Origin of the sequence: Serratia sp. Ser99, from assembly GCF_024519545.1 — a bacterium.
GTDB classification, from domain to species: domain Bacteria; phylum Pseudomonadota; class Gammaproteobacteria; order Enterobacterales; family Enterobacteriaceae; genus Serratia; species Serratia liquefaciens.
Map to the genome: position 1 here is coordinate 136,188 of NZ_JALJRT010000001.1, position 23,336 is coordinate 159,523.

The following is a 23,336-nucleotide window of genomic DNA, read 5'->3' on the forward strand; positions in this document are numbered from 1 at the left end:
CCGTGCAGCAGCCAATATTTTGCTGCTTTTTATCGGTTTTAAATGCTGTGGGGGTGTTTTTTATCAATAAAGAGCGCCACCCCGAATCAGGCGATGCTCTGATTGATCGAGCGGATCATGGACTGCTTGGCGGTGTCCAGATGGCGGTGCAGGCCGTTGATGGCTTCCTGATCGTTACGGCAGATCAACGCGCTGAGAATAGTCATGTGTTCTTCAATGGCGACGATATTGCGCTGTTTAAGATCGGTTTCATCCCACTGGTAGTGGAAATGGAAAATCACGGAAATGATCTCCAGCGACTGGTTAAAGAACGGGTTGTTGGCGGCGGAGAGGATCAGCCCGTGGAAATCGCGATCCAATTGGGAAAACAGGCGATAGTTGTCGCTGATGTTTTCCCGCAGTTGGCGGTGACGGCTCAGCAGCTCTTTGGCCTGCAGCCAGCGCTCGTCGTGCATCGGCAGATTGATAAAATGGGAAAGGGCGTGCGTTTCCAGCATCTGGCGCAACTCAAACAGCTGTTCGGCGTAGCGTTGATCAAATTTCTTCATGCTCCACTGACCGCGCTGGACGCTGTCGATCAGGTTGTAACGGCTGAAGTGCAGCAGAAACTCCCGCACCACCACCGGGCTCACGTTGACCGCCCGCGACAGCTGCAGTTCGCTGAAGGTGTCGCCAGCGCGCAGCTGCTTTTGGTTGATCATTTGGTAGAACGCCTTTTCAAACTTTTTCCCCTGTTCATCAAGAGAAAGGCTCTGGCAGTCGAAGCCATCTTGCGGCAGTGCCCGGCGTAAAATAACGTAGTCATCGCCAACTTTTTCCAGCACGCCACACTGGGACAAGTGCGCCAGCGTATGGCGCACGGTGGTGCGGCTGATGTTGTACATTTCGGCCAGGGCGGCCTGAGACGGTAGCGGCGAGCGCAGGTGGCCGTTATTGATGCTGTCGATCATCTGGTTTACCACGTTTTGCCGCAGGTTTTGGGTTCTGCTCATGCTGTGCCTCAGGTGTTTTTTATGCATTTAAAACCAATTTAAATCGGTTTATTTAGCGATACCTCACAGATTTGTCTGAACATATCGGCGGCGCTCCGGTTTTTATTTAATAACCTCCTCATCATTAGTGGAGGAAAAACGATGACAACAATGAAAACCTTAGTGTGTGAGCAGCCGACAAAATTAGTTTATCAACGGCGTCCGGTGCCTTTTCCTGCCGCGCAGGAAGTGGTGATCAAAATAATCACCGTCGGCATTTGCGGCACGGATATTCATGCCTGGTCCGGTCATCAGCCTTTCTTCAGTTATCCACGCGTATTGGGCCATGAAATATGCGGTGAAATTGTCAGCGTCGGCAATAACACCACTGACTGGCAGGTGGGCCAGCGGGTGGCGGTAATGCCGTATATTTCTTGCCACCGCTGTGGCGCCTGCCAAAGTGGCAAAACCAACTGCTGCGAGAATATTTCGGTGATGGGTGTTCATCAGGATGGCGGTTTTTGCGAATACCTCAGCGTGCCGATCGGCAACCTGCTGGCGGTGGACGATGTGGCTGCTGAAGCGGCGGCGCTGATTGAGCCCTTTGCCATCAGCGCTCATGCAGTGCGTCGTGCCGGGATTGCGGCGGACGATCAGCTGCTGGTGGTAGGTGCCGGGCCTATCGGGCTGGGCGTCGCGGCGATCGCCAAAGCCGATGGCGCGCAGGTGGTGGTGGCGGATACCAGCGCCGAGCGTCGGCGGCACGTCGAGCAGGTGTTGCAGTTACCAACGCTTGATCCGCAGGATGAACGCTTTGATGCGGCGCTGCGCGGCCAGTTCGACGGCAAATTGGCCGCCAAGGTGATTGACGCCACCGGCAACCCGCAGGCGATGAACCACGCCGTCGATCTGATTCGTCACGGCGGCAGCATCGTGTTTGTCGGCTTGTTTAAGGGCGACCTGCAGTTCTCCGATCCGGAGTTCCATAAAAAGGAAACTACCCTGATGGGCAGCCGCAACGCGACCGGCGAAGACTTTGCCAAGGTGGGGCGGCTGATGGCGGCAGGGAAAATCACCGCGCAGATGATGCTTTCACACCATTTTGATTTCGATACCCTGGCGGAGCATTACGAAGCGCTGGTGATCAACAACAGGCAGTTAATTAAGGGTGTCATTCACTTTCAATAAGCCCCAGCGGGAAATGATGGCACGCGTCATTTCCCGGCCATAAAAGCATCATCCCGTTGTCATAAACTTATCCGTTAATAGGTGCCCATAATGATTAGTCACTGAAACCAGAGAAATCATATGGCTCAGGCACTGTTAAAACTGGCACCAACCGATTTTCCAGGGCAGCAACCGGTTCAACTACAAAAAGTGTTATCGGTTAAAGGTTTGGGAAAAGCGTATAAATCTCAGCATCGCGTGCTGGATGACATCAACTTCGATCTGCACGTCGGTGAATTCGTGGCGGTGATCGGGCGTTCCGGCGCCGGCAAATCCACCTTGCTGCATACCCTGAACGGCACCATTCCTTCGAGCTGTGGCGAGATGCTGCATTTTGAGGATGACGGCGTAGCTCAGGATATCGCGCAGCTTTCCCCTCGTCAGATGCGGCAATGGCGTGCCCGCTGCGGCATGATTTTCCAGGACTTCTGCCTGGTGCCACGGCTGGACGTGATGACCAACGTGCTGTTGGGGCGACTGAGCCACACCTCGACCCTGAAATCCTTCTTCAAACTGTTTGACGATACCGACCGCGCCCGTGCTATCGAGCTGTTGCAATGGCTCAATATGCTGCCGCATGCCCTGCAGCGCGCCGAAAACCTGTCAGGCGGTCAGATGCAGCGAGTGGCGATCTGCCGCGCGCTGATGCAAAACCCCAAAATCCTGCTGGCCGATGAGCCGGTGGCGTCGCTCGATCCGAAAAATACCCGTCGCATTATGGATGCGCTGCAAAAAGTCAGCGAAAACGACATCGCAGTGATGGTGAACCTGCACTCGGTCGAGTTGGTAAAAGAGTATTGCACCCGGGTGATCGGCATTGCACAGGGCAAGATCGTGTTTGACGGCCACCCTTCGCAATTGAACGAACGGATACTGCACCAACTGTACGGCGAGGAAGCCAATCAGATCCATTAACCACCAGAACCTTTATCTTCACTTTTACCTTTACACACACAAGGCATTGTAATGAAAAAAGTATTGAGTCTGACCACAGTGATGGCCGGCGCGATGATGGTATTTAATGCTGCCGCAGCGGATGCACCTAAAGAACTGAATCTGGGCATTCTTGGCGGACAGAACGCCACCCAGCAAATCGGCGACAACCAGTGCGTGAAGCAGTTCCTGGACAAGGAACTGAACGTGGACACCAAGCTGCGCAACTCCTCTGACTATTCTGGCGTGATCCAGGGCCTGCTGGGCGGCAAAATCGATCTGGTGCTGAGCATGTCACCGTCGTCGTTTGCCTCGGTCTATATCAAGGATCCGAAAGCGGTAGATATCGTCGGCATCGCGATTGACGACGTAGACCAATCTCGCGGTTACCACTCCGTGGTAGTGGTTAAAGCCGGTAGCCCGTATAAAAAGCTGGAAGATCTGAAGGGCAAGGCCATTGGCTTCGCCGATCCGGATTCCACTTCCGGTTTCCTGATCCCGAACCAGGAGTTCAAGAAACTGTTCGGCGGCACGGTAGACAATAAATATAACAACGCCTTCTCTAGCGTCACCTTCTCCGGCGGCCATGAGCAGGACATCCTTGGCGTGCTGAACGGCCAGTTCGAAGGCGCGGTGACCTGGGCGTCGATGATCGGCGACTACAACACCGGCTATACCAGCGGCGCGTTCAACCGCATGATCCGTATGGACCATCCCGATCTGATGAAACAGCTGCGCATTATCTGGCAGTCGCCGCTGATCCCGAATGGCCCAATCCTAGTGAGCAACTCGCTGCCGGCTGATTTCAAAGCCAAGGTCGTGACGGCCATCAAGAAGCTGGATAAGGACGATCACCAGTGCTTCATCAAGGCCATGGGCGGTAAACAGCACATCGGTGACACTACTCTGGCGGAATACCAGAACATCATCGACATGAAACGTGAGCTGACCAAAGGCGACCGTTAATGCTGACGGGGCTCGGCCTGGTCGAGCCCCGCTGAATTCCTCACGTCGGAAACCTATTTTGAATACAGATTTTGCGCACTACTACCAACAGATCCGCAGCAAGCAAAAGCGCGAGACGCTGTTTTGGTCGCTCGGTCTGGTGGCGCTCTACCTGGGCGCTGGCAGCATCGCCGAGTTTAACCTGCACACCGTGTGGGTCTCCATTCCTCACTTCTTTGATTATCTGGCGGAAACCATCCCCACCCTGCATTGGAATCTGCTGTTCGCCGATGGCCGCACCGAAGGCTCTTTGGCCTACTGGGGTTATCGGTTGAATATCCAACTGCCGCTGATTTGGGAAACGCTGCAGCTGGCGCTGGCGGCCACCATTCTTTCGGTACTGGTGGCGGGGGCGCTGGCATTCCTGGCGGCCAATAATACCCACAGCCCGGCGTCGTTGCGGCTGGCAATCCGAACGCTGGTGGCGTTTTTGCGCACCATGCCGGAGCTGGCCTGGGCGGTCATGTTCGTGATGGCGTTTGGCATCGGCGCCATTCCGGGCTTTTTAGCCCTGGCGCTGCACACCATCGGCAGCCTGACCAAACTGTTTTATGAATCGATCGAAACCGCGTCCAACAAGCCGGTACGTGGGCTGGCGGCCTGTGGCGCGACGCCGCTGCAGCGCATGCGGTTTGGCCTTTGGCCGCAGGTAAAACCGGTCTTCTTGTCGTACAGCTTTATGCGCCTGGAAATCAACTTCCGTCAGTCGACCATTTTGGGGCTGGTGGGGGCGGGCGGCATCGGCCAAGAGCTGATGACCAATATCAAACTCGATCGCTATGACCAGGTCAGCATGACGCTGCTGCTGATTATTCTGGTGGTTTCGCTGCTGGACTATGCCTCGGGCGAACTGCGCAAACGGGTCGTGGAGGGGAAAAAATGATCACAGCACCAACGCTCACGGCGGAAGGAATGCAGGCGCTCAAGCAGCAGCATCCGGAAATATTCTCGCAGCAGCGTCGCTACCTGCGCACCGTCGGCATCATCGCGGTAGCGATCGCGCTGTATTACCTGTTCTTCTTCCAGTTTTTCGGCATCTCCTGGCCGCAGTTCGTTAACGGATGCCATCAGCTTGGCCGCTATTTTATGCGCATGTTCGTCTGGCATGATTTCGTCAACTGGCCGTTCATGTACTATTTCCAGCAGATTTTCATCACCATCGGCATCGTGTTCGCCGGGACCATTACCGCTTCGCTGATCGCCTTGCCGCTGTCGTTCTTCGCAGCGCGCAACGTGATGTCAACGCCGCTGTTGCGACCCATATCGGTGGTGGTGCGGCGGTTTTTAGATATTTTTCGTGGCATCGATATGGCGATCTGGGGGCTTATTTTTGTCCGCGCGGTTGGTATGGGGCCGCTGGCCGGGGTGCTGGCGATCGTGATGCAGGACGTTGGGCTACTCGGAAAACTGTATGCGGAAGGGCATGAGGCGGTCGATAAATCCCCGAGTCGTGGTCTGACGGCGGTGGGGGCCAACGGCCTGCAAAAGCACCGTTACGGTATCTTTACCCAGTCGTTCCCGACCTTTCTGGCGTTAAGCCTTTACCAGATTGAATCCAATACCCGCTCGGCGGCAGTGCTGGGCTTTGTGGGGGCCGGCGGCATAGGGTTGGTGTATGCGGAAAACATGCGGCTGTGGAATTGGGACGTCGTGATGTTTATCACGCTGATCCTGGTGGTGGTGGTGATGATTATGGATAAGGTGTCGTCGATCCTGCGTAATAAATACATCATCGGCGAAGACATTCCGTTGTACCAGCAGAAAAGCCAAATCGATTAAGCCCCGATACTATTTCACTGGCGGTTGGACATATTTGGCTTCTGATGCTGCGTTATCCACTTACAAGATTAACGCAGCGTATAAATAGCCAGGTAATTATGATTAAGGCGCAATGTCACCGTTGCGCCTTTTTATTTTATGGGATTTATCCCCCTCGCTGTTCTATGTGTTGTGTGGTACTTCAGTAATCGCTATCGATTAGTGCGTAAGTGCATTCTTAATTATTTTATCCAGGTCTGTTAGAGGACAAAATAACCTTGAGGAATGCAGGATGCCAACTATCACTAAATCAAAATCACTTTATACTTTGACGCGACCCGTTTGGTTAGATGCTGCGGGCATGAGCAAAGGGATTGACCACGATCGTCAACATCTGGGGATTATTCTCGCCGCCGGCCAAGTGGTGCGAGTTCGCCAGACCAATGCGGCCTTTAGCGGCAAGCTGAAGCTGCGCTTGCTGAACGACGACAGCAAAACCGAGGCCGAATTCACTATCGGCAGCAGCTGGGTTGAGGCCAGCGTGAAGGCCGTATCCGTGCCGTTTATCGACACGCCATACGCGGCTGGGGCGCCCGTCGTGGAGGTTGAGTACCCGGACACGTCGAAAATCTTGCCGGTCTACCGTAAAGGCGAAAACGAAACGGCGTTCTTCGCCCGCTGGGATAATCAGGATGCGGAATTTGCACTTGTCGAGTCCGACTACGCGGCGCTGCTGGTGCCAAAAATCAGCAAAAAAGAGCTGAAGGCGCTGGGCGAAGCTAAAAACATCGACGGCCTGATCGCCTATTACGATCGCATTTTCACTTTTTATAATGCGCTGGCGGGGGTGTCATTCGAGGCTGAGAATGCTTCAGATCTTAATATCAAAAACCGCTACTTTATTAAGGCCGATAAAAATGGCGCCGGCGCTGCTTATTACGGTGGTCGTTGGACGGCGGAAACCAGTAATTCGGTCAGCAGTTTCTGGCTAACCCCGAAAGACAATAACTGGGGAAGCCTGCATGAAATTGCCCATGGTTATCAGGGCCATTTTATGGGCGATAAATACTTCGCCACCGGTGAGATGTGGAACAATATCTATGCTGCCTGTTATCAGGACGTGATGCTGGGGGCGCGCAAATATCAAGAAGGCTGGTTGTATGCGCATGGCGATATGGCCGGCGTGGAGAAGGTTATTGTCGATTTTATCGCCAACGCTACCCCGCTTAATCAATGGGACCTGCGCTCGAAACTCTACTTTGCGGTTCTGATGGTGGATAAGGCGGGCAAAAATGCCTTCACCCACTTTAATCAGCAATACCGTAAAAGTTGCAACACCCCAGGCTTTGTTCCTTCCGAACATGCGCTGCTGGATATGCTCAGCGAAAGCTTTGCGGTCTCCGGCGAGCAGATTGACGTTACGCCATTTATCCAACTGGTCGGCGGCTACGTCACACCGGTCCAGCAGAAGCGTAATGTCTTTAGCCATGCGAAAGCGGTTTATCCTCTCTATCAATTGGTTGCCGCGCAGGATCTTGATGAGGTGAAAACGCAGTTGAAGCTGGACTCCACCCTGCGTCTGGTGGATTCAGCCCAGTTGAAGGCTACCGGTCTGAAAGGCAACGTTACCCTGAGCTTTGACATTGACGATTTCACCCAGATTTACGGCGAAGATCTGATCCTGCTGGAAGGGGCCCGTTACGTTCGCAAAATGCGGATCGACAGCCCAACCCTGGTGCTGAAAGAGCTACCGATTGGCGTTTATACCCTGCGACTGCCTACCGGCAAAGACCGGAAGTATCAGTTGGCCCAGGGTTACCTGGTGCTGAAACAGGGCGATAACGCGCTGAAGCTCGGTTTGGTTAAAAAAGTTGCGTCGCCGATCGCTACGCAAGAAATTAACCTGTTGGGGCTGAGTGATGCCGTTTTCGCCACGGTTGTGGCCGATCGCGGCTGGGGCAAAGTGGTGATTGACGTTACCAGCAAGGAACCGCACTCTTACTTCCCCGGAGAGACCTATGCCAAAATCACCCTGCGCAATGCACAAGATGCGGTGATCTTCAGCAAGGATATCCAGGGTACCGCCGCGAGCCTGAGCCATGATGAGTTGCCTCTTGCCGTCGGCGACAAAATTGAAATCTATCATGTGGAGCCGGGACGCGTACGGGTGGCACCGGCCTCTCCGGATATCATTGATAATAAAAATAAAACCAACGTATTGACGATCACCCAATACGGATTGAAGAACGAAACCTTGTCGGGAGATCCGCAGGCAGCTCTGTTGGTGCGTCTTGAGGCAGCGGTACAGCGTCTGCGTGAATACCGTCAGGCCTATTTAGCGCCGTTCAGTGAGTTTAAAGACGATATCTATCTGGCGATCAATACCTTCGACAGCCCGCAGCGCGAGCAGTTATCGGCAAGCTATCAGGACTGCATTCCGGCTCACAATACCCGGCCGGGAGATCACCTGGGCAATGCCTTTACCATTGCCGGCAAAGGCATTGGCGATCGTCAGTTCCTGACCGGTACGGTCGATTTGGTGAAGAAAACTTTCACCCTGTCGATTGGGGCAGGGATTGCACATCATTACTTCACGGATGTTTATGCGGCCGTTAGCTACACGGATGCGGAAGGAAACGTACTGTATAGCGATGAGGTGGTGGGTAACCAGGAGCAACAGGCTCGTTCGGTCGTGTTGCCAATTTCCGGCTACGGCGGCGAGGTGATCCAACTGCGTCATGAGGAACCGGATAACCGCCTGATTATCACCAACGAGATGCAGCATGTCCGGCTGGCTGAAAAGGGCAAGCAGCAGAGCTATTGCCTCACGCCGGTGGGGTTGGAGCGGATGGCTGAATAACCTATACCCGTCATACTTGAAGCTGCCTCTGTGTTGGCTGCGCTCACTTACCCGAATCACTTACTACAGTAAGCTCATCGGGATGCGCTCCCTTGCCGCCTTGATGCAACTCCAATTATTTAGGGTATATATATGGTGCCGGTTTGATAACCCAAAAGCCAAATCGATTGAGAAACCCTGCACTGATCCTTATACTGCCGCACATATTCAAGGCGTGCGGCACTTATTTGATTTAACAACGCGAGCACGCCTTCCGGTTTACAAGCTAAAGGCAATTCTATGATCAACAATGACGTGCTGCGCAGCGTGCGCTACATGCTGAGTATTAACGACGCGAAAATGGTCGAGATTATCAAGCTGGATAATTTCGATGTTGCGGTCTCGGCAATGGGTGCTTACGTCATCAAAGAAGGTGAGCCAGGTTTCGAGAAGTGCCCGGACGAAGTGATGGCTCACTTCCTGAACGGTCTGGTGTTTTTCAAACGCGGCAAGGACGACAAGTTCCCGGCGCCGGAAGTGGAACTGCCGATCACCAATAACCTGGTGTTGAAAAAGCTGCGCGTGGCGTTTGAGTTGAAAGATACCGACATGCATCAGATTTTCACCGCCGTAGATTTCCGCATTTCCAAGCCGGAGCTAAGTGCGCTGTTCCGCAAAGAAGGCACCAAAAACTTCCGCCCGTGCGGCGATCAGATGCTGCGTTATTTCCTCAAAGGTTTGGCGCAACGTCTTCGCGGCGCATAAGTTACGCCACCATTGATGAAACCCGCTGCCCAACGCCAACATCCTGTTGGCGTTGTTCTTTCTGCGATATGAACCAAAATCGAGCTTAACTCTTATTTAGCGCCTCAAAAACGGCTCCAATTCTCCGCGTCGTCATCGGCAACCGCTGGTCCTTTCGCTGCGGTAATAACCTGCGGCCGGACATTAATCGCGGCGGGCACGGACGTGGATAGTTTGAAAACGGCGACGGTTTGGTTCAAGTGATTGGCCTGATCTTCCAGCGCACTGGCGGCGGAAGCTGATTGTTCAACCAGCGCGGCATTCTGCTGGGTCACCTTATCCATTTCGTTAACGGCCTGCGCGATCTGTGCAATCCCACGGCTCTGCTCTTCTGAGGCGCTTGAGATCTCCTGCATGGTTTCCGTGACCTGACCGATGGCGGTTACAATCTCCGTCATGGCTCCGTTAACGTTCTCTACCAGATCGTTGCCCTGACTGACGCGCAGCACCGACGTATCAATCAGCGTTTTAATTTCTTTGGCTGCCTGAGCGCTGCGCTGTGCAAGGTTGCGCACTTCACCGGCGACCACGGCAAAGCCACGGCCTTGTTCACCTGCACGCGCCGCTTCCACTGCCGCATTCAGGGCCAAAATATTGGTTTGGAAGGCAATGCCGTCAATGACGCTGGTGATATCACCAATTTTGCGTGAGCTGTCGGCGATATCGCTCATGGTGACCACCATTTTGCGAGTAATCTCGCCGCCGTTGATGGCACTTTGCGAAGCGCTTTTCACCAACGAAGTGGCAGCGCCGGCGCTCTCTGCGTTGTTTTTCACCGTAGCAGAAAGCTGCTCCATGCTGGCCGCCGTTTCTTCCAGTGAACTTGCCTGTTCTTCCGTGCGGCTTGAGAGGTCGTTGTTACCCGCGGCAATTTCCTGCACGCCGGTATAAATATTTTGCGTGCCTGAACGGACGGCGCTGACGGTATTCGCCAGCTCATCACGCATATTGACGAGGCCTTGCATCAGCTTGCCAATTTCATTATTCCCACTGGCATTAATTTCTATCGCCAAATTTCCGTGTGCAATTTCAGCTTGATAGTCGATAATCTGATTGATTTTGTTGATCACATATTTTCTGATCCAGACCAGTACCACGCCGGTTAGCAGAATAAAGATGAAAATAAACGTCAACGATAAAGGCACCATTTTATGGTAACTGTCCTGTGCCGCAATACCCGCTGGAGTAATAATATCGTTGGCAACGTAGGCTGAGGTCTCATCAAGCGCAGACATGAAATGCGTGGCTGAGCTATTGTGCATAATTGTTTGGAAACGGGAGATATCGCCATCTTCCAGGCTGATAATTAATTTAAGCAGGTCGCCGCGTGCTTTTTCATACAGATTCTTGACGTTCTTGGTCCGCGCTTGTTCATCCTGATCCTTCAGTGACAGTTGATAAAATTCTTCCATCAATTTATCAACTTCAGTGAGGCGCTGGCGAAGTTCGCCCAGAGATTTTTTTGCATTGTGATTTTGTGGCTGCGTGCTGAGCATCAAGGCATCTTTCAGCACGTCTTCACGGATCTCGGTAACGGAAGCGTAGGCATTATCCATTGCCATGATTTGATTAAAGCCGGAGGAGATTTGTGTAATGCGGTTATTGGTGCCTGAGGCATCCAGAATGCTCCATGCGCCGGAGAATATCTGAATAATACAGAATAGGGTTAAAATCCCCATTAGCCCGTGGGAGATTTTTAATCGTTCAAACATAGTACAACCTGAGATTTCAGTGAGGTGCCAGTGCGGCAAATAACACTATTTTGCCGCGAGAAGTGCTGTGTGTTTTCGGCAGATTACGATAAAACTTTAGTGATTAATTGGGGGCGGGATTTGAGTGCCATAATATCTTTGTTTTTAACTTTTCGTTTTTAGTTGAAACATACAGATAACATGAACTGGCCTGAGACCTATTATCCAAAGCCCGGCAGTAAAGTAATAGCGATACCTCGAGGGAAAATAGCTTAAGATTTTGTAACGGAGCGTATTTATTTTTCCAGGTAATTATTAATCATGTTTCTATTTTGATGGCGGTGCAGCCAAACCCAAACAGGGCTCAGACTGCTGACAAACGCTCGAAAAGGCTAAACCGGTAGGGGTCGAACATATTCGACCCGATTTAATTCATTGATTATGCTATTGGGCGCAGCATGCAGCGCCCCTACCATTAAACAACAGAGCACTTTGTCAACGGCTTCAGCTCGCAGGGGGGATTGGCGAAGCGCCGAGCAATTGCTGCGCCAGCGATTCTGCGTGTTGCGCCACCTGCGGCAACCCCATCAGTTCACCGAAGCGTCCGCGAGCGGCGGGGCCTGCCACGTAGAGACGATCGTTACTTTTTCCCTGGCGATCAATCGCTCGCGAGTGGGCATCAACCCAAATTCCCAGCGCCAGCGGATCGGGCTGGATAGCCCCTTCCGCTGCGAGCTGCTTCAGCAGCGTATCGCTGTTGAGCAACGCACCGTGCGCCGGGCCAGTTGTGACAATCAGTTTATCCACCCGCAGAGTTTCCGTGGCGGCTTTACCGCGTGCCTTCACCGTCAGAATGAGCGTTTCTTTGTCTACCTCAACCTGCTTAAGGCTGGCGGCCAGCACCTTAAGGCGCCCATTTTGCTGTAGCAGGGACAATACCTCACTGACCTGCGGTGCAATGCGGTAACGGTGCACGTCCCACCATGGACGCAGATGGCGTAGAAAACGCCGCTGTTCTTTCAGCGAAAGCCGTTGCCAAATCTGCTGTCCGTTCAGCCGTATGTCATCCAGTACCCCTTGCCAGGGCAGGCCTTCCTTGGCGGCCAGCGCTACTTCCTGTCGGACTCGCCGCAGCCAGGCGCGGGCGCTGTCGGCCTGTGGACGCCGATAATCAAGCTGGCGAGGCGGCGACTCACCGGTCAGATTTGGCCGGGGCAGCAGGCCGCGGCGCGAGAATGCCAGGATCGGCCCACGATGCCCCTGGCGGTCAAGCGATGCCACCACGTCAGACATGGTTAATCCGGAACCGATGATAGCCACCCGCGCACTCTTCTCCACCTCGATTAACGCATCTGTCCGCCACGGGTTGGCGATAAGGCCTGGATGGTCTTGCGGCACCTGCTGTAGTTGTCTCGGTACGTCAGGGGGCGGGTGGCTGATGGCCAGCACCACCTCATCCGCGCGATATCTATCCCCGGAGGCCGTCAGCACCTCTGCATTTTGCAGCGCCACGGCATAATCCTGAACATGGGTGACCTCTACTGGCGATGTTTCCAGCGCAGCGGCCAGCTTGTCGACGATATAGGCGGCAAACCGTCCCCGTTGCGGATAAAGGCTGCCATCACTCCAGAGCGCTTTGTCATCCTGTATGAGGCCTCCCTCCGCCCTCAGCCAGCGGTCGAAGTCACCTTCTTCGGCGGCGGAAAGCTGCATACGTGCGGCAGGGACGTTTATGCGATGCGCCGGGTCGACCGTGCCATAAGCCACGCCCTGAGCCAACTGGGCTCGAGGCTCGATAACGATCACCTTCAGGCCGGATTGGCCCAACCGCGCCAGATGAATAGCCAGCGCGGTACCGCTAAAGCCGCCGCCAATGATGACAATCTGCCGATCAGCCATGACTTAACACCGGTTGCTGTTGGCGTTCCAGCTCGCGAACCCGGGGGATCACTTCGCGGCCAAAGAACTCCACCTCTTCCTGAAAATGCAGGAAGCCCAGCAGCATCAGATCCACGCCGGCTTGTTTGAGTTCGACGATCCGCTCCGCTATCTGCTGCGGGGTGCCAATCAGGTTGGTTTTGAAGCCATCGTTATATTGCACCAAATCCTCCAGCGTCGATTTCGCCCAGTTACCTTCCCCCTCAGGGGAGGCGCTACCGGCATTTTTCACCTCAGACTGGAACCCTTTCACCGCATCCGGATTCGCATTGTCCAGGATATCACGCAGTACGCTTTGCGCTTCCTGCTCCGTTTGGCGGGCAATGACGAAGCCATTGACGCCGATCTTGACCTCGTGCTGATTTTCGGCGGCTTTTAGCTGGATATCTTCAACCTGCTGACGGATACCTTCCGGGGTGTTGCCGTTGGTGAAGTACCAGTCGGACACTCGCGCGGCCATATCCCGCGCGGCTCTTGAACTGCCTCCCTGGAAAATCTCCGGTTGCGGATCCAGCGGTTTCGGCTTCAGCGAATAGTCGCGGAAGCGGTAGAAATCACCGGCAAAAGTGAAGCTGTCCTGCTGCCAGATGCCCTGCAGGCAGCGAATGAACTCTTCCGAACGCAGATAGCGCTCCTCGTGATCCAGCCAGGGTTCGCCAATGGCTTTGAACTCGCCCCGGAACCAACCGCTGACGATATTGACCGCAATACGCGCGTTGGACAGATGGCTGATGGTGGCAATCTGTTTGGCGGCGAGGGTTGGATTCCATGGGCCCGGCAACAGGGCGGCGATGACCTTGAGCTTCTCCGTCGCTCCCAGCAAGTCCTGTGAAAATGTCACCGACTCATGTTGATTATCCGCGCCATAGCCGGCGGTAAAGCGGATCTGCGTCAGGGCATAGTCAAACCCGGCGCGCTCGGCAATTTGCGCCAGCTTGCGGTTATAGTTTGCATCCCAACTGGTGCGCTGAGGGATTTGGCTGATCACCAGGCCACCCGACACGTTAGGGACCCAGTAGGCGAACTTGATCGGTTCATTGCTCATGGTTTTCTCCTCAGTTTCACTTTTTCACCGGACGACGATCGCCGCCGATGGTTTCTCCAAATGGCCCGGTGTTAACCGTGCGCTGACGTTTTTCGACGTTGCCCGCCAGCGGCAACAGCGGCATTACCAATTCGGCAAACCGATGAGCCTCTTCCAGGTGCGGATAACCCGAGAAAATAAAATTAGTGATCCCCAATGCCTGATATTCACGGATGCGTTCGGCAACCTGTTGTGGATTGCCGACCAATGCGGTACCTGCGCCGCCGCGCACCAGCCCCACGCCTGCCCATAAGTTGGGGGCGATGCGCAAGCTGTCCTTCGAGCCACCGTGCAGTGCGCTCATGCGGGCCTGTCCGGTCGAGTCCATACGCGAGAAAATTTTCTGTGCGGCGGCGATGGTGTCATCATCCAAATGGGCAATCAGTTTGTCGGCGGCAGCCCAGGCTTCCTCTTCCGTTTCCCGAACAATGACGTGCAGGCGAATGCCGTAGTCCAGCGTGCGTCCGCGCTCCTGTGCGCGCCGACGCACCACGGCAATTTTCTCCGCCACCTGCTCAACCGGTTCTCCCCAGGTGAGATAGGTGTCAATCTGGCTCGCCGCTACCTCCAGCGCTTCCTCTGACGAGCCGCCAAAAAATAGCGGTGGCCCGTTCTCCTGTACCGGCGGGAACAGCACTTCAGCGCCTTCAACCCGCAAATAATCGCCCTGAAAATCGACCTTTTCGCCTTTCAGCAGGCGAGAATAGACCTCCAGAAACTCGCGGGTGACCTGATAGCGCTCGGCGTGACTGAGGAAGATCCCATCGCCTTTGTTCTCGACGGGATCGCCACCGGTCACCACGTTGATTAACAGACGTCCCTCCGAAAGGCGATCCAGCGTGGCGGCCATCCGCGCGGCAAGGCTCGGGGGCTGCAACCCAGGGCGCACGGCGACCAGATAGCGCAGACGTTTGGTGAGGGGGGCGAGTGCGGCAGCGACCAGCCAGGAATCCTCGCAGCTTTTGCCGGTTGGGATCAGCACGCCGTAATAGCCAAGGTTGTCTGCCGCCAGCGCAACCTGTTGCAAATAAGGCAGATCTACGGCTCTTCCGCCCTCGGTCGTGCCCAGATAACGGCCGTCGCCGTGGGTCGGTAAGAACCAGAATATGTTGATGTTTTGCGCCTGCCGTTCGCTCATTAGTCATTTCCTATATAACGATATCTTAATTTATTCAATAGAATATCCATGCTTGGTTATAAACAACCAAGCAGAAAGCATGCCAAAATGATTGGTTATTTTTGTTCTTATCTATTAACGGGTTAGCGATTTTTGCCGTGGACGGTTTTGCTGCAAATGCAGCAGTGACTGATGGCAGGCTGTTGCATTTGCAGCAACGGGGGCGGTCGAGCCTCTCGTCTTGTCTGGCCGCTGTCGGTATTGTTTCTGTACTGTTCCCTTAAAGGTATCGACGATGCAAAGCTCCGGTCCGCGATTAATTGACCCCGCTTCTCTTGCCTTCCAAAACGTTCTGGATCGTCTGGCTCCGACGGACGCCACCGTGCTTATCGTGGGCGAAACCGGCACGGGTAAGGAGCTAATGGCCCGCTATCTGCACCATCACAGCCTAAGGCGCGATCGCCCCTTTCTGGCGGTGAACTGTGGCGCGCTGACGGAGAGCCTTGCCGAGTCGGAACTGTTTGGACATGAGAAAGGTGCTTTCACCGGGGCGGTGGATCGCCACCAGGGGTGGTTCGAGGCGGCAGAAGGGGGCACCTTGCTGCTGGATGAAATCGGTGAGTTAAGCCTGCCGCTACAGGTAAAGCTGCTGCGTGTATTGCAAGAACGGGAAGTGACCCGAGTGGGCTCCCATCGGCCGGTAAAAGTGAACGTCCGCGTCGTGGCCGCTACCCATGTGGATCTGGCGAATGCCATCCGCGAACGCCGCTTTCGTGAAGATCTTTATTACCGGCTCAACGTGGCCGCCGTCACTCTGCCTCCCTTGCGCCAGCGGCGGCAGGATATTCCACTGTTGGCTGAGCATTTCCTGACGCTGTACGCGCGGCGGTTGGGGCGCCCTCAGCTGCGTCTTAGCGCAGAGGCGCTGGCCACACTGATGGATTACCCGTGGCCGGGGAATATCCGCGAGCTGGAAAACACCCTGCATAATGCGGTGCTGCTCAGCAAAGCACCGCTGATTACGCCGCAACAGCTGAGGCTAAGCGCTGAAATGGCCAGCTTGCCGCCTCAGGGGGATGCTTCGCTGGACAGCTTTCTTCGCCAGCAGTTGGCGGGTAACGATGGCCCCCTCTACCAGCGGGTGATCGACTCGCTGGTGCGCAATGCTTTTGAACTGAGCCAGGGTAACCAGTTGCAGGCCGCGGCGCTGTTGGGCATCAGCCGTAATACGCTGCGTACCCATCTGGGGCATCTTGGCTTAATCAAAGCCAGGAGAAGCGCCGGCGGCACGGCGTTAAAATCAGGCCGGGAGACCGGCAGCCGCGAACGCGAACTGCGTATTGGTTACCAGAAGTTTGGCAACCTGGGAATACTCAAGGCCCGCCAGTCGCTGGAGGCGCGCCTGGCCGACAGTGGGGTGAGCGTGTTGTGGAGCGAGTTTCCTGCCGGTCCTCAGTTGCTGCATGCCCTGACTAACCGAGAGATCGATTTTGGCACCACCGGCGAGGTTCCTCCTTTATTTGCTCAGGCCGGCAACAGCCCATTGCTGTACGTTGCCTGGGAACCGGCCGCACCACAAAGCGTGGCGTTGCTGGTTACCGACAACAGCCCGATCCGCACTCTTGCCGACCTGCGCGGAAAGCGGATTGCGGTCAATAAAGGCTCCAATGTGCATTATCTGCTGTTGCAGATCCTTGATGAAGCCGGATTGACGCTGGAAGACGTACGGGTGGTTTATGCGCCGCCAAAATACCCGCTGACCCCCAGCGATCATCATGCGGTGGATGCCTGGATGATGTGGGATCCCTTGCTGAGCGATGCCGAACAAAGCGGGCAGTTCAGGGTTATCGCCAACGGCGTAGGGCGGGTGAGCAACCATCAGTTCTATCTTGCTCACCGCGATTTCGCCGGCCACTCTTCCGATTTGCTGCACGGCCTGATGGCGGCGCTGGAACAAACCGGGCGCTATATTGACGCCCATCGCGACGAAGCGGCAACGCTGCTGTCGGCCGAACTGGGACAAGGTATCCCCTCGCTCACCCACGCACTGGCTCGCCGCAGCCATCAGACACGCCGAATGGATTTAAATATCATTCGCCAGCAGCAGGCGATAGCCGATCGTTTTTACGCTTTGGGGCTGTTACCCCGAGCGATTAAAGTTCGCGAGGCGATATGGCAGTGACGGGTTACTTCCGTCATCAACCCAGTTCCCTTGGCGCTAATGCATTCATCAAAGTGGGCTGCGGCTTGTTTGTGATCAATCGAAAAGCGGCATTTAGCCGTGTGAGTCGAGAGCGTGGTGCATACCAGAAAGCCCCGCCAGCGCTGTAATAACAGAAAGTATACTGCACCTTTTTTGCTCGCCGATTGTGCAGCGCTGGTGCAGGATGATTATTTTATTGTCATAAGTTTTAATTATAATTTATTGAAATCATACGATTAAAAATTGGCACGTCGGTTGCTCTATTGAATCCCATCTTGTGTACTAGATGGAATTCAGCCGATGACCCAGCCTGTTAATACGCTACGTGGTTTTACCCTCAGCGAATGGCAACACCACTATCACACCCGCCCGGCCGACGAGCGCATTGCCTGCGTGCGCGCTACCCTGACTGCACTGGCCGCCGACCTGCCGGCGGATGACAACGCCTGGCTGTATCTTGCCAGCGCCGCACAGCGTGAAGTGCAGTACCAAAGATTGGCGCAGCGGCTTGAAGCGGTTGCCGGCGATATCAGCCAGCTCCCGCTGTTTGGCGTACCCTTTGCGGTAAAAGACAACATCGACGTCGGTGGCTGGCCGACCAGCGCGGCCTGCCCGGAGTTCGCTTATCTGGCGGCGTCGGATGCCACCGTGGTCGCCAATTTGTGCGCTGCCGGTGCCATCGTGATCGGTAAAACCAATCTCGATCAGTTTGCGACCGGGCTGGTGGGCACCCGTTCGCCACACGGCGCGGTGGTCAACAGTTTCGATAGCCGCTATGTCAGCGGCGGTTCCAGCTCCGGTTCGGCGTCGGTAGTGGCGCGTGGCCTGACGCCGTTTTCTCTGGGCACCGACACCGCAGGTTCGGGGCGCGTTCCGGCCGGATTCAACAATATTGTCGGCCTGAAACCGACCAAAGGCGGGCTGTCGAACCGTGGCGTGGTGCCCGCTTGCCGATTGAATGACACCGTATCGGTGTTTGCCCTGACGGTGGCGGACGCTGCGCTGGTGGCCGAATTGGCCGGCGGCTATGACGCAGCCGATGCCTATTCCCGCATTAACCCCCGCACCGCCCCGGCGGATTTACCTGCGTCACCTCGTTTCGCGGTGCCTGCGCAACTCGAATTTTTCGGCGATGTGCAGGCCGAGCGGGCATTTCAGCGGGCGCTGGCGCAGTTGAAAAGCAGCGGCGTGACGCTGGAAACCCTCGATTTTACGCCGTTTCGCGTGCTGGCGGAGCAGCTCTACTACGGCCCTTGGGTGGCGGAGCGCACCGTGGCGGTCGAAGCGATGCTGAGCACCAATCCGCAGGCCATCAATCCGGTAGTGCGCGGCATCGTCAATAACGGCCTGAAGTACAGCGCCTGCGATGCTTACAAGGCGGAATACCTGCGTGCCGAACTGACGCGGCAGATTGAGCAGCAACTGGCTCCCTTTGATGCGCTGGTGGTGCCGACCTCGCCGACGATCCGCACCCTGGCGGAAATGGAGCAAGAGCCGGTGTTGTTTAACTCGCAGTTCGGCACCTACACCAATTTCACCAACCTGGCCGATCTGAGCGCACTGGCGCTGCCTGCGCCGATGCGTGACGACGGATTGCCTGCCGGTATCACCCTGATTGCACCCGCCTGGCACGATCGTGCGTTGGCGGCGTTCGGCCAGCGCTGGCAGCAGGCCCAGGATCTGCCGCTTGGCGCAACGGGTCGCCGGTTGCCTGCTGCTCAATTCTTGACGCCATCCAGCCAGCACGTGCGGGTAGCGGTGGTCGGTGCGCACCTCAGCGATATGCCGCTGAATTTCCAGCTCGTGCAACGCGCGGCAACTCTCGTAGAGCAAACCACTACCGCGCCGTGCTATCGCCTCTACGCCCTCGCCAATAGCCAACCGCCAAAGCCGGGGTTGGTCAAAACCGCTCAGGGGGCCGCCATCAACGTCGAACTATGGGATATCCCGCTGGCGCGTTTCGGCGAGTTGGTGGCCGAGATCCCGGCGCCGCTGGGTATGGGCACCTTGCTGCTGGCAGACGGGCGACGGGTGAAAGGCTTTATCTGCGAACCCTGGGCGCTAGAGGGCGCGACGGACATCACTGAATTTGGCGGTTGGCGCCACTACATCGCCAGCCAGAAGGGGGCCTGATCATGTTTACTACCGTATTAATTGCCAACCGCGGCGAAATTGCCTGCCGGGCGATCCGCACCCTGAAACGTCTGGGCATCACCAGCGTAGCGGTTTATTCCGACGCCGATCGCAATGCGCCGCACGTGACCGAGGCTAATCTGGCGATACCGCTCGGTGGCGACAAGGCCGCTGACAGCTATCTGTGCATCGACAAGATCCTGGCGGCCGCGGCGCAAACCGGCGCGCAGGCGATTTATCCGGGCTATGGCTTCCTTTCCGAGAGCGCCGAGTTTGCCGACGCCTGTGAAACGGCGGGCATCGCTTTTATCGGTCCGACGGCGGCGCAGATCCGCGAGTTTGGCCTGAAACACCGTGCTCGCGAGCTGGCGGCGGTGGCGCAGGTGCCGATGACGCCGGGTACGGGCCTGCTGAACAGCGTTGAGGAGGCGGTCAGCGCTGCCGGCCGCATTGGCTATCCGGTGATGCTGAAAAGTACCGCCGGTGGCGGTGGCATTGGCCTGACGCGCTGCGACGATGAAGCCGCGCTGCGTGAGGCTTATGACAGCGTAAAACGCCTGGGTGAGCAGTTCTTCCGCGACTCTGGAGCCTTTATTGAGCGCTTTGTCGATCAGGCCCGGCACGTGGAAGTGCAAATATTTGGTGACGGTCAGGGCTGGGTGGTGGCGCTGGGTGAGCGCGACTGCTCATTGCAACGCCGCAACCAGAAAGTGGTGGAGGAAACCCCGGCACCGAATCTGCCCGCCGTCACGCGTCAGGCGCTGCATCAAGCCGCAGTGGCGCTGGGGGCGTCGGTCAACTACCGCAGCGCCGGCACCGTGGAATTTATCTACGACGCTGCGCGTGACGAGTTTTATTTTCTGGAAGTGAATACTCGCCTGCAAGTGGAGCATCCGGTGACTGAATGTGTCACCGGGCTGGATCTGATTGAATGCATGTTGCAGGTGGCGGCGGGCGATGCGCTGGACTGGGCGGCGTTGCAACGAGCGCCGCAGGGGGCATCGATTGAGGTGCGCATTTATGCCGAAGATCCGCTGAAGCATTTCCAACCCAGCCCCGGCGTGCTGACTGAAGTGCACTTTCCGGACGACGTGCGCGTCGACGGTTGGGTGGCCACCGGCAGCGAAGTGTCGGCCTTTTATGACCCGATGATCGCCAAGCTGATCGTTCATGGCGAAGACCGCCGCCAGGCGCTGGAGAAAATGCGTGTCGCGCTGGATGCAACCCGACTGCACGGGATTGCCACTAACCTGGACTACCTGCGACAGGTGATTGCGACTGAGGCATTCCAGAACGGCAGCGTCTGGACACGCATGCTGGACAGCTTCCGGTTCCAACCCAATAGCATTGAAGTGCTGCAGCCGGGCACCTACAGCAGCGTGCAGGATTATCCCGGCCGTGTTGGCTATTGGGATATCGGCGTGCCGCCGTCCGGGCCGATGGACGACTTCGCTTTCCGGCTGGCCAACCGCATTGTCGGCAACCACCCCAGCGCCGCCGGGCTGGAGTTTACCCTGCAGGGGCCGACCCTGCGCTTTCACTGCGACGCCATCATTGCCCTGACCGGTGCGGATTGTCCCGCCGATCTGGACGGTGAGGCCGTGGCCTACTGGCAGCCGATAGCGGTGCGTGCCGGTCAGGTACTGCGTTTGGGGCGAGCACAGCGGGGATGCCGTACCTATCTGGCGGTACGCAATGGTTTTGACGTGCCGGTGTATCTGGGCAGTCGTTCGACCTTTGCGCTGGGGCAGTTTGGCGGCCACGCGGGCCGTACCCTGCGCGTGGCGGACATGCTGGCGGTATCGCAACCGGGTTTGGCGGCCGCCACTACCCCGGCGCCGATTGCGGCCCCGCAGGCAATGGACGAAAGCCTGATCCCGCAGTACGGCAATCTGTGGAATATCGGCGTGCTGTATGGTCCGCACGGCGCACCCGACTTCTTTACCCCGGCATCCATCGAACGTTTCTTTGCCGCCGAATGGCAGGTGCATTACAACTCCAACCGGTTGGGCGTACGCCTGTCCGGGCCTAAACCGGAATGGGCGCGACAGGACGGCGGCGAGGCGGGGCTACACCCGTCCAACGTGCACGACTGCGAGTACGCCATCGGTTCGATTAACTTCACCGGCGATTTCCCGGTGATCCTTACCCGCGACGGACCGAGCCTGGGCGGCTTTGTTTGCCCGGTGACCATCGCCAGGGCGGAGCTGTGGAAGGTCGGTCAGGTGAAACCGGGGGATCGCATCCGTTTTCATCCTATCGGTTTCAAGCAGGCGCAGTCGCTGGAGCAGGCGCAGCTCGGCAGTATCGAAGCCCTGGCGGCGGTGAAGGCCATCACCCTGGCACCGCCGGATCTGATGCCGGGCACGACCGCCTCCGCCGCCATAGTGGCGGCGTTACCGGCCACCGACAGTCGGCCGGCAGTGGTCTATCGCCAGGCCGGAGATGGTTACATTTTGCTGGAGTACGGCGACAACGTGCTCGATCTGGCGCTGCGGCTGCGCATCCATTTGCTGATGCAATCGCTCAAGCAGGACGTGATCCTGGGCGTGGAGGAGCTGGCTCCCGGCGTGCGATCGCTGCAGATCCGTTATAACAGCCGCATTATCGGTCAGGCCGATTTACTCCAGCGCTTGTTGGCGCGCGAACAGGCGTTGGGTGATGTCAGCCAGCTGAAAGTGCCGACGCGAACGGTTTATCTGCCGATGGCGTTTGAAGATTCCGCCACGCTGGGCGCGGTGGAACGTTACCAGCAGACGGTGCGTTCGTCGGCCCCCTGGTTGCCGAACAACGTCGATTTTATCCAGCGCATCAACGGGCTCGGCAGCCGCGAGCAGGTGCGCGACATCATCTTCGACGCCAGCTACCTGATCCTCGGGCTGGGCGACGTCTACCTGGGCGCACCCTGCGCGGTGCCGATCGACCCGCGGCACCGTTTGCTCAGTTCCAAATACAACCCGGCGCGCACCCATACCGCCGAAGGCACGGTTGGCATCGGCGGCATGTACATGTGCATCTATGGCATGGATTCGCCGGGCGGCTATCAGTTGGTCGGACGTACCTTGCCGATTTGGAACAAATTTCTCAAAAACCCGCAGTTCAACCCCGGCGAGCCCTGGCTGCTGCATTTCTTCGATCAGGTGCGTTTCTACCCGGTGAGCGAGCAGGAGCTGGATGAGCAGCGCGAGGCGTTCCGCGAAGGGCGCGCGCAGATCCGCATTGAGGACAGCGAATTCGATTTTGCCGATTACCGCCGTTTTCTGGCGGAAAACGCGGAAGACATCAGCGCCTTCCAGCAGCGCCAGCAACAAGCATTCAGCCACGAAGTGACGCGCTGGCAGGCGGAAGAGGGGGAGGCCGAGGCCCAATTGTTGCCACCGCAGACTGATGAGGAAGAGGTGGATGGCGACCTGGTCAGCGCCGACCTGAATGGCAGCGTGTGGAAGATCCTGGTTGAGCCGGGGCAGAGGGTGGAAGCCGGTCAGCCGCTGATCGTGGTCGAGGCGATGAAAATGGAACTGGCGGTCACCGCGCCGCGCGCCGGGATCATCAAGCGCATCAGCTGCCAGCAGGGGCGACCGGTGGGGCCGGGCGATGCGCTGCTGTGGCTGGAACACGCCAGCTGACGCTCAA

15 protein-coding genes are annotated in these 23,336 nt (G+C 56.6%); 10 read left to right on the forward strand and 5 right to left on the reverse strand.

Annotated elements, in window-relative coordinates:
• Positions 1–86: 86 nt before the first annotated feature.
• Positions 87–992, reverse strand: a complete 906-nt coding sequence (locus NR114_RS00705) for a GntR family transcriptional regulator (protein WP_116690943.1) — start codon at positions 990–992, stop codon at positions 87–89.
• 141 nt (positions 993–1,133) lie between these two features.
• Here NR114_RS00705 and NR114_RS00710 point away from each other — a divergent pair, with 141 nt between their 5' ends.
• The 7 genes from NR114_RS00710 to NR114_RS00740 all read left to right on the forward strand — a co-directional run bounded on the left by NR114_RS00710 (position 1,134) and on the right by NR114_RS00740 (position 9,498).
• A complete protein-coding gene (locus NR114_RS00710; protein WP_256813871.1) occupies positions 1,134–2,159 on the forward strand; it encodes a zinc-binding alcohol dehydrogenase family protein in 1,026 nt (341 codons plus the stop codon).
• A 120-nt stretch (positions 2,160–2,279) separates the two neighbouring features.
• Positions 2,280–3,113 (forward strand): phosphonate ABC transporter ATP-binding protein, encoded by an 834-nt coding sequence (phnC, locus tag NR114_RS00715; RefSeq protein ID WP_020825828.1) that lies wholly within the window; start codon positions 2,280–2,282, stop codon positions 3,111–3,113.
• Between the two features lie 51 nt (positions 3,114–3,164).
• Positions 3,165–4,097 carry a phosphonate ABC transporter substrate-binding protein gene (gene phnD, locus NR114_RS00720; RefSeq protein WP_020825829.1) on the forward strand — a complete coding sequence of 311 codons (933 nt, stop codon included), beginning with the start codon at positions 3,165–3,167 and terminating at the stop codon, positions 4,095–4,097.
• A 58-nt stretch (positions 4,098–4,155) separates the two neighbouring features.
• Positions 4,156–5,019 carry a phosphonate ABC transporter, permease protein PhnE gene (gene phnE, locus NR114_RS00725; RefSeq protein ID WP_020825830.1) on the forward strand — a complete coding sequence of 288 codons (864 nt, stop codon included), beginning with the start codon at positions 4,156–4,158 and terminating at the stop codon, positions 5,017–5,019.
• Positions 5,016–5,915, forward strand: a complete 900-nt coding sequence (phnE, locus tag NR114_RS00730; RefSeq protein ID WP_041414326.1) for a phosphonate ABC transporter, permease protein PhnE — start codon at positions 5,016–5,018, stop codon at positions 5,913–5,915. The genes phnE (NR114_RS00725) and phnE (NR114_RS00730) overlap by 4 nt, the downstream gene beginning before the upstream one ends.
• Before the next feature lie 271 nt (positions 5,916–6,186).
• Positions 6,187–8,754 (forward strand): putative mucin/carbohydrate-binding domain-containing protein, encoded by a 2,568-nt coding sequence (locus NR114_RS00735; RefSeq protein WP_234529539.1) that lies wholly within the window; start codon positions 6,187–6,189, stop codon positions 8,752–8,754.
• 279 nt (positions 8,755–9,033) lie between these two features.
• Positions 9,034–9,498, forward strand: a complete 465-nt coding sequence (locus tag NR114_RS00740) for a DUF1456 family protein (protein WP_020825833.1) — start codon at positions 9,034–9,036, stop codon at positions 9,496–9,498.
• A 104-nt stretch (positions 9,499–9,602) separates the two neighbouring features.
• Here NR114_RS00740 and NR114_RS00745 read toward each other — a convergent pair whose 3' ends face one another.
• The 4 genes from NR114_RS00745 to ssuD form a co-directional block, all read right to left on the reverse strand.
• The gene (locus NR114_RS00745; protein ID WP_256813872.1) at positions 9,603–11,249 is read right to left on the reverse strand and encodes a methyl-accepting chemotaxis protein; all 1,647 of its coding nucleotides are present in this window, start codon (positions 11,247–11,249) and stop codon (positions 9,603–9,605) included.
• Positions 11,250–11,732: 483 nt separating this feature from the next.
• Positions 11,733–13,127 carry an FAD/NAD(P)-binding protein gene (locus NR114_RS00750; RefSeq protein WP_256813873.1) on the reverse strand — a complete coding sequence of 465 codons (1,395 nt, stop codon included), beginning with the start codon at positions 13,125–13,127 and terminating at the stop codon, positions 11,733–11,735.
• Complete coding sequence (gene sfnG / locus NR114_RS00755; protein WP_234529542.1) at positions 13,120–14,211, reverse strand: dimethylsulfone monooxygenase SfnG; 1,092 nt, start codon at positions 14,209–14,211, stop codon at positions 13,120–13,122. Before sfnG ends, NR114_RS00750 begins: the two co-directional genes overlap by 8 nt.
• 16 nt (positions 14,212–14,227) lie before the next feature.
• Entirely contained in the window at positions 14,228–15,388 is a 1,161-nt protein-coding gene (gene ssuD / locus NR114_RS00760) for an FMNH2-dependent alkanesulfonate monooxygenase (RefSeq protein ID WP_256813874.1), read from the reverse strand.
• A gap of 274 nt (positions 15,389–15,662) precedes the next feature.
• On the opposite strand from ssuD, the gene NR114_RS00765 reads away from it, so the two are divergent.
• From NR114_RS00765 to uca, 3 genes are all read left to right on the forward strand, one after another.
• Positions 15,663–17,549 (forward strand): sigma-54-dependent Fis family transcriptional regulator, encoded by a 1,887-nt coding sequence (locus tag NR114_RS00765; RefSeq protein WP_048761398.1) that lies wholly within the window; start codon positions 15,663–15,665, stop codon positions 17,547–17,549.
• A gap of 321 nt (positions 17,550–17,870) precedes the next feature.
• Positions 17,871–19,703 carry an allophanate hydrolase gene (gene atzF / locus NR114_RS00770; RefSeq protein WP_234529544.1) on the forward strand — a complete coding sequence of 611 codons (1,833 nt, stop codon included), beginning with the start codon at positions 17,871–17,873 and terminating at the stop codon, positions 19,701–19,703.
• Between the two features lie 2 nt (positions 19,704–19,705).
• Positions 19,706–23,329, forward strand: coding sequence for an urea carboxylase (gene uca / locus NR114_RS00775; protein ID WP_234529545.1), 3,624 nt, complete (start codon positions 19,706–19,708; stop codon positions 23,327–23,329).
• Positions 23,330–23,336 lie beyond the last annotated feature (7 nt).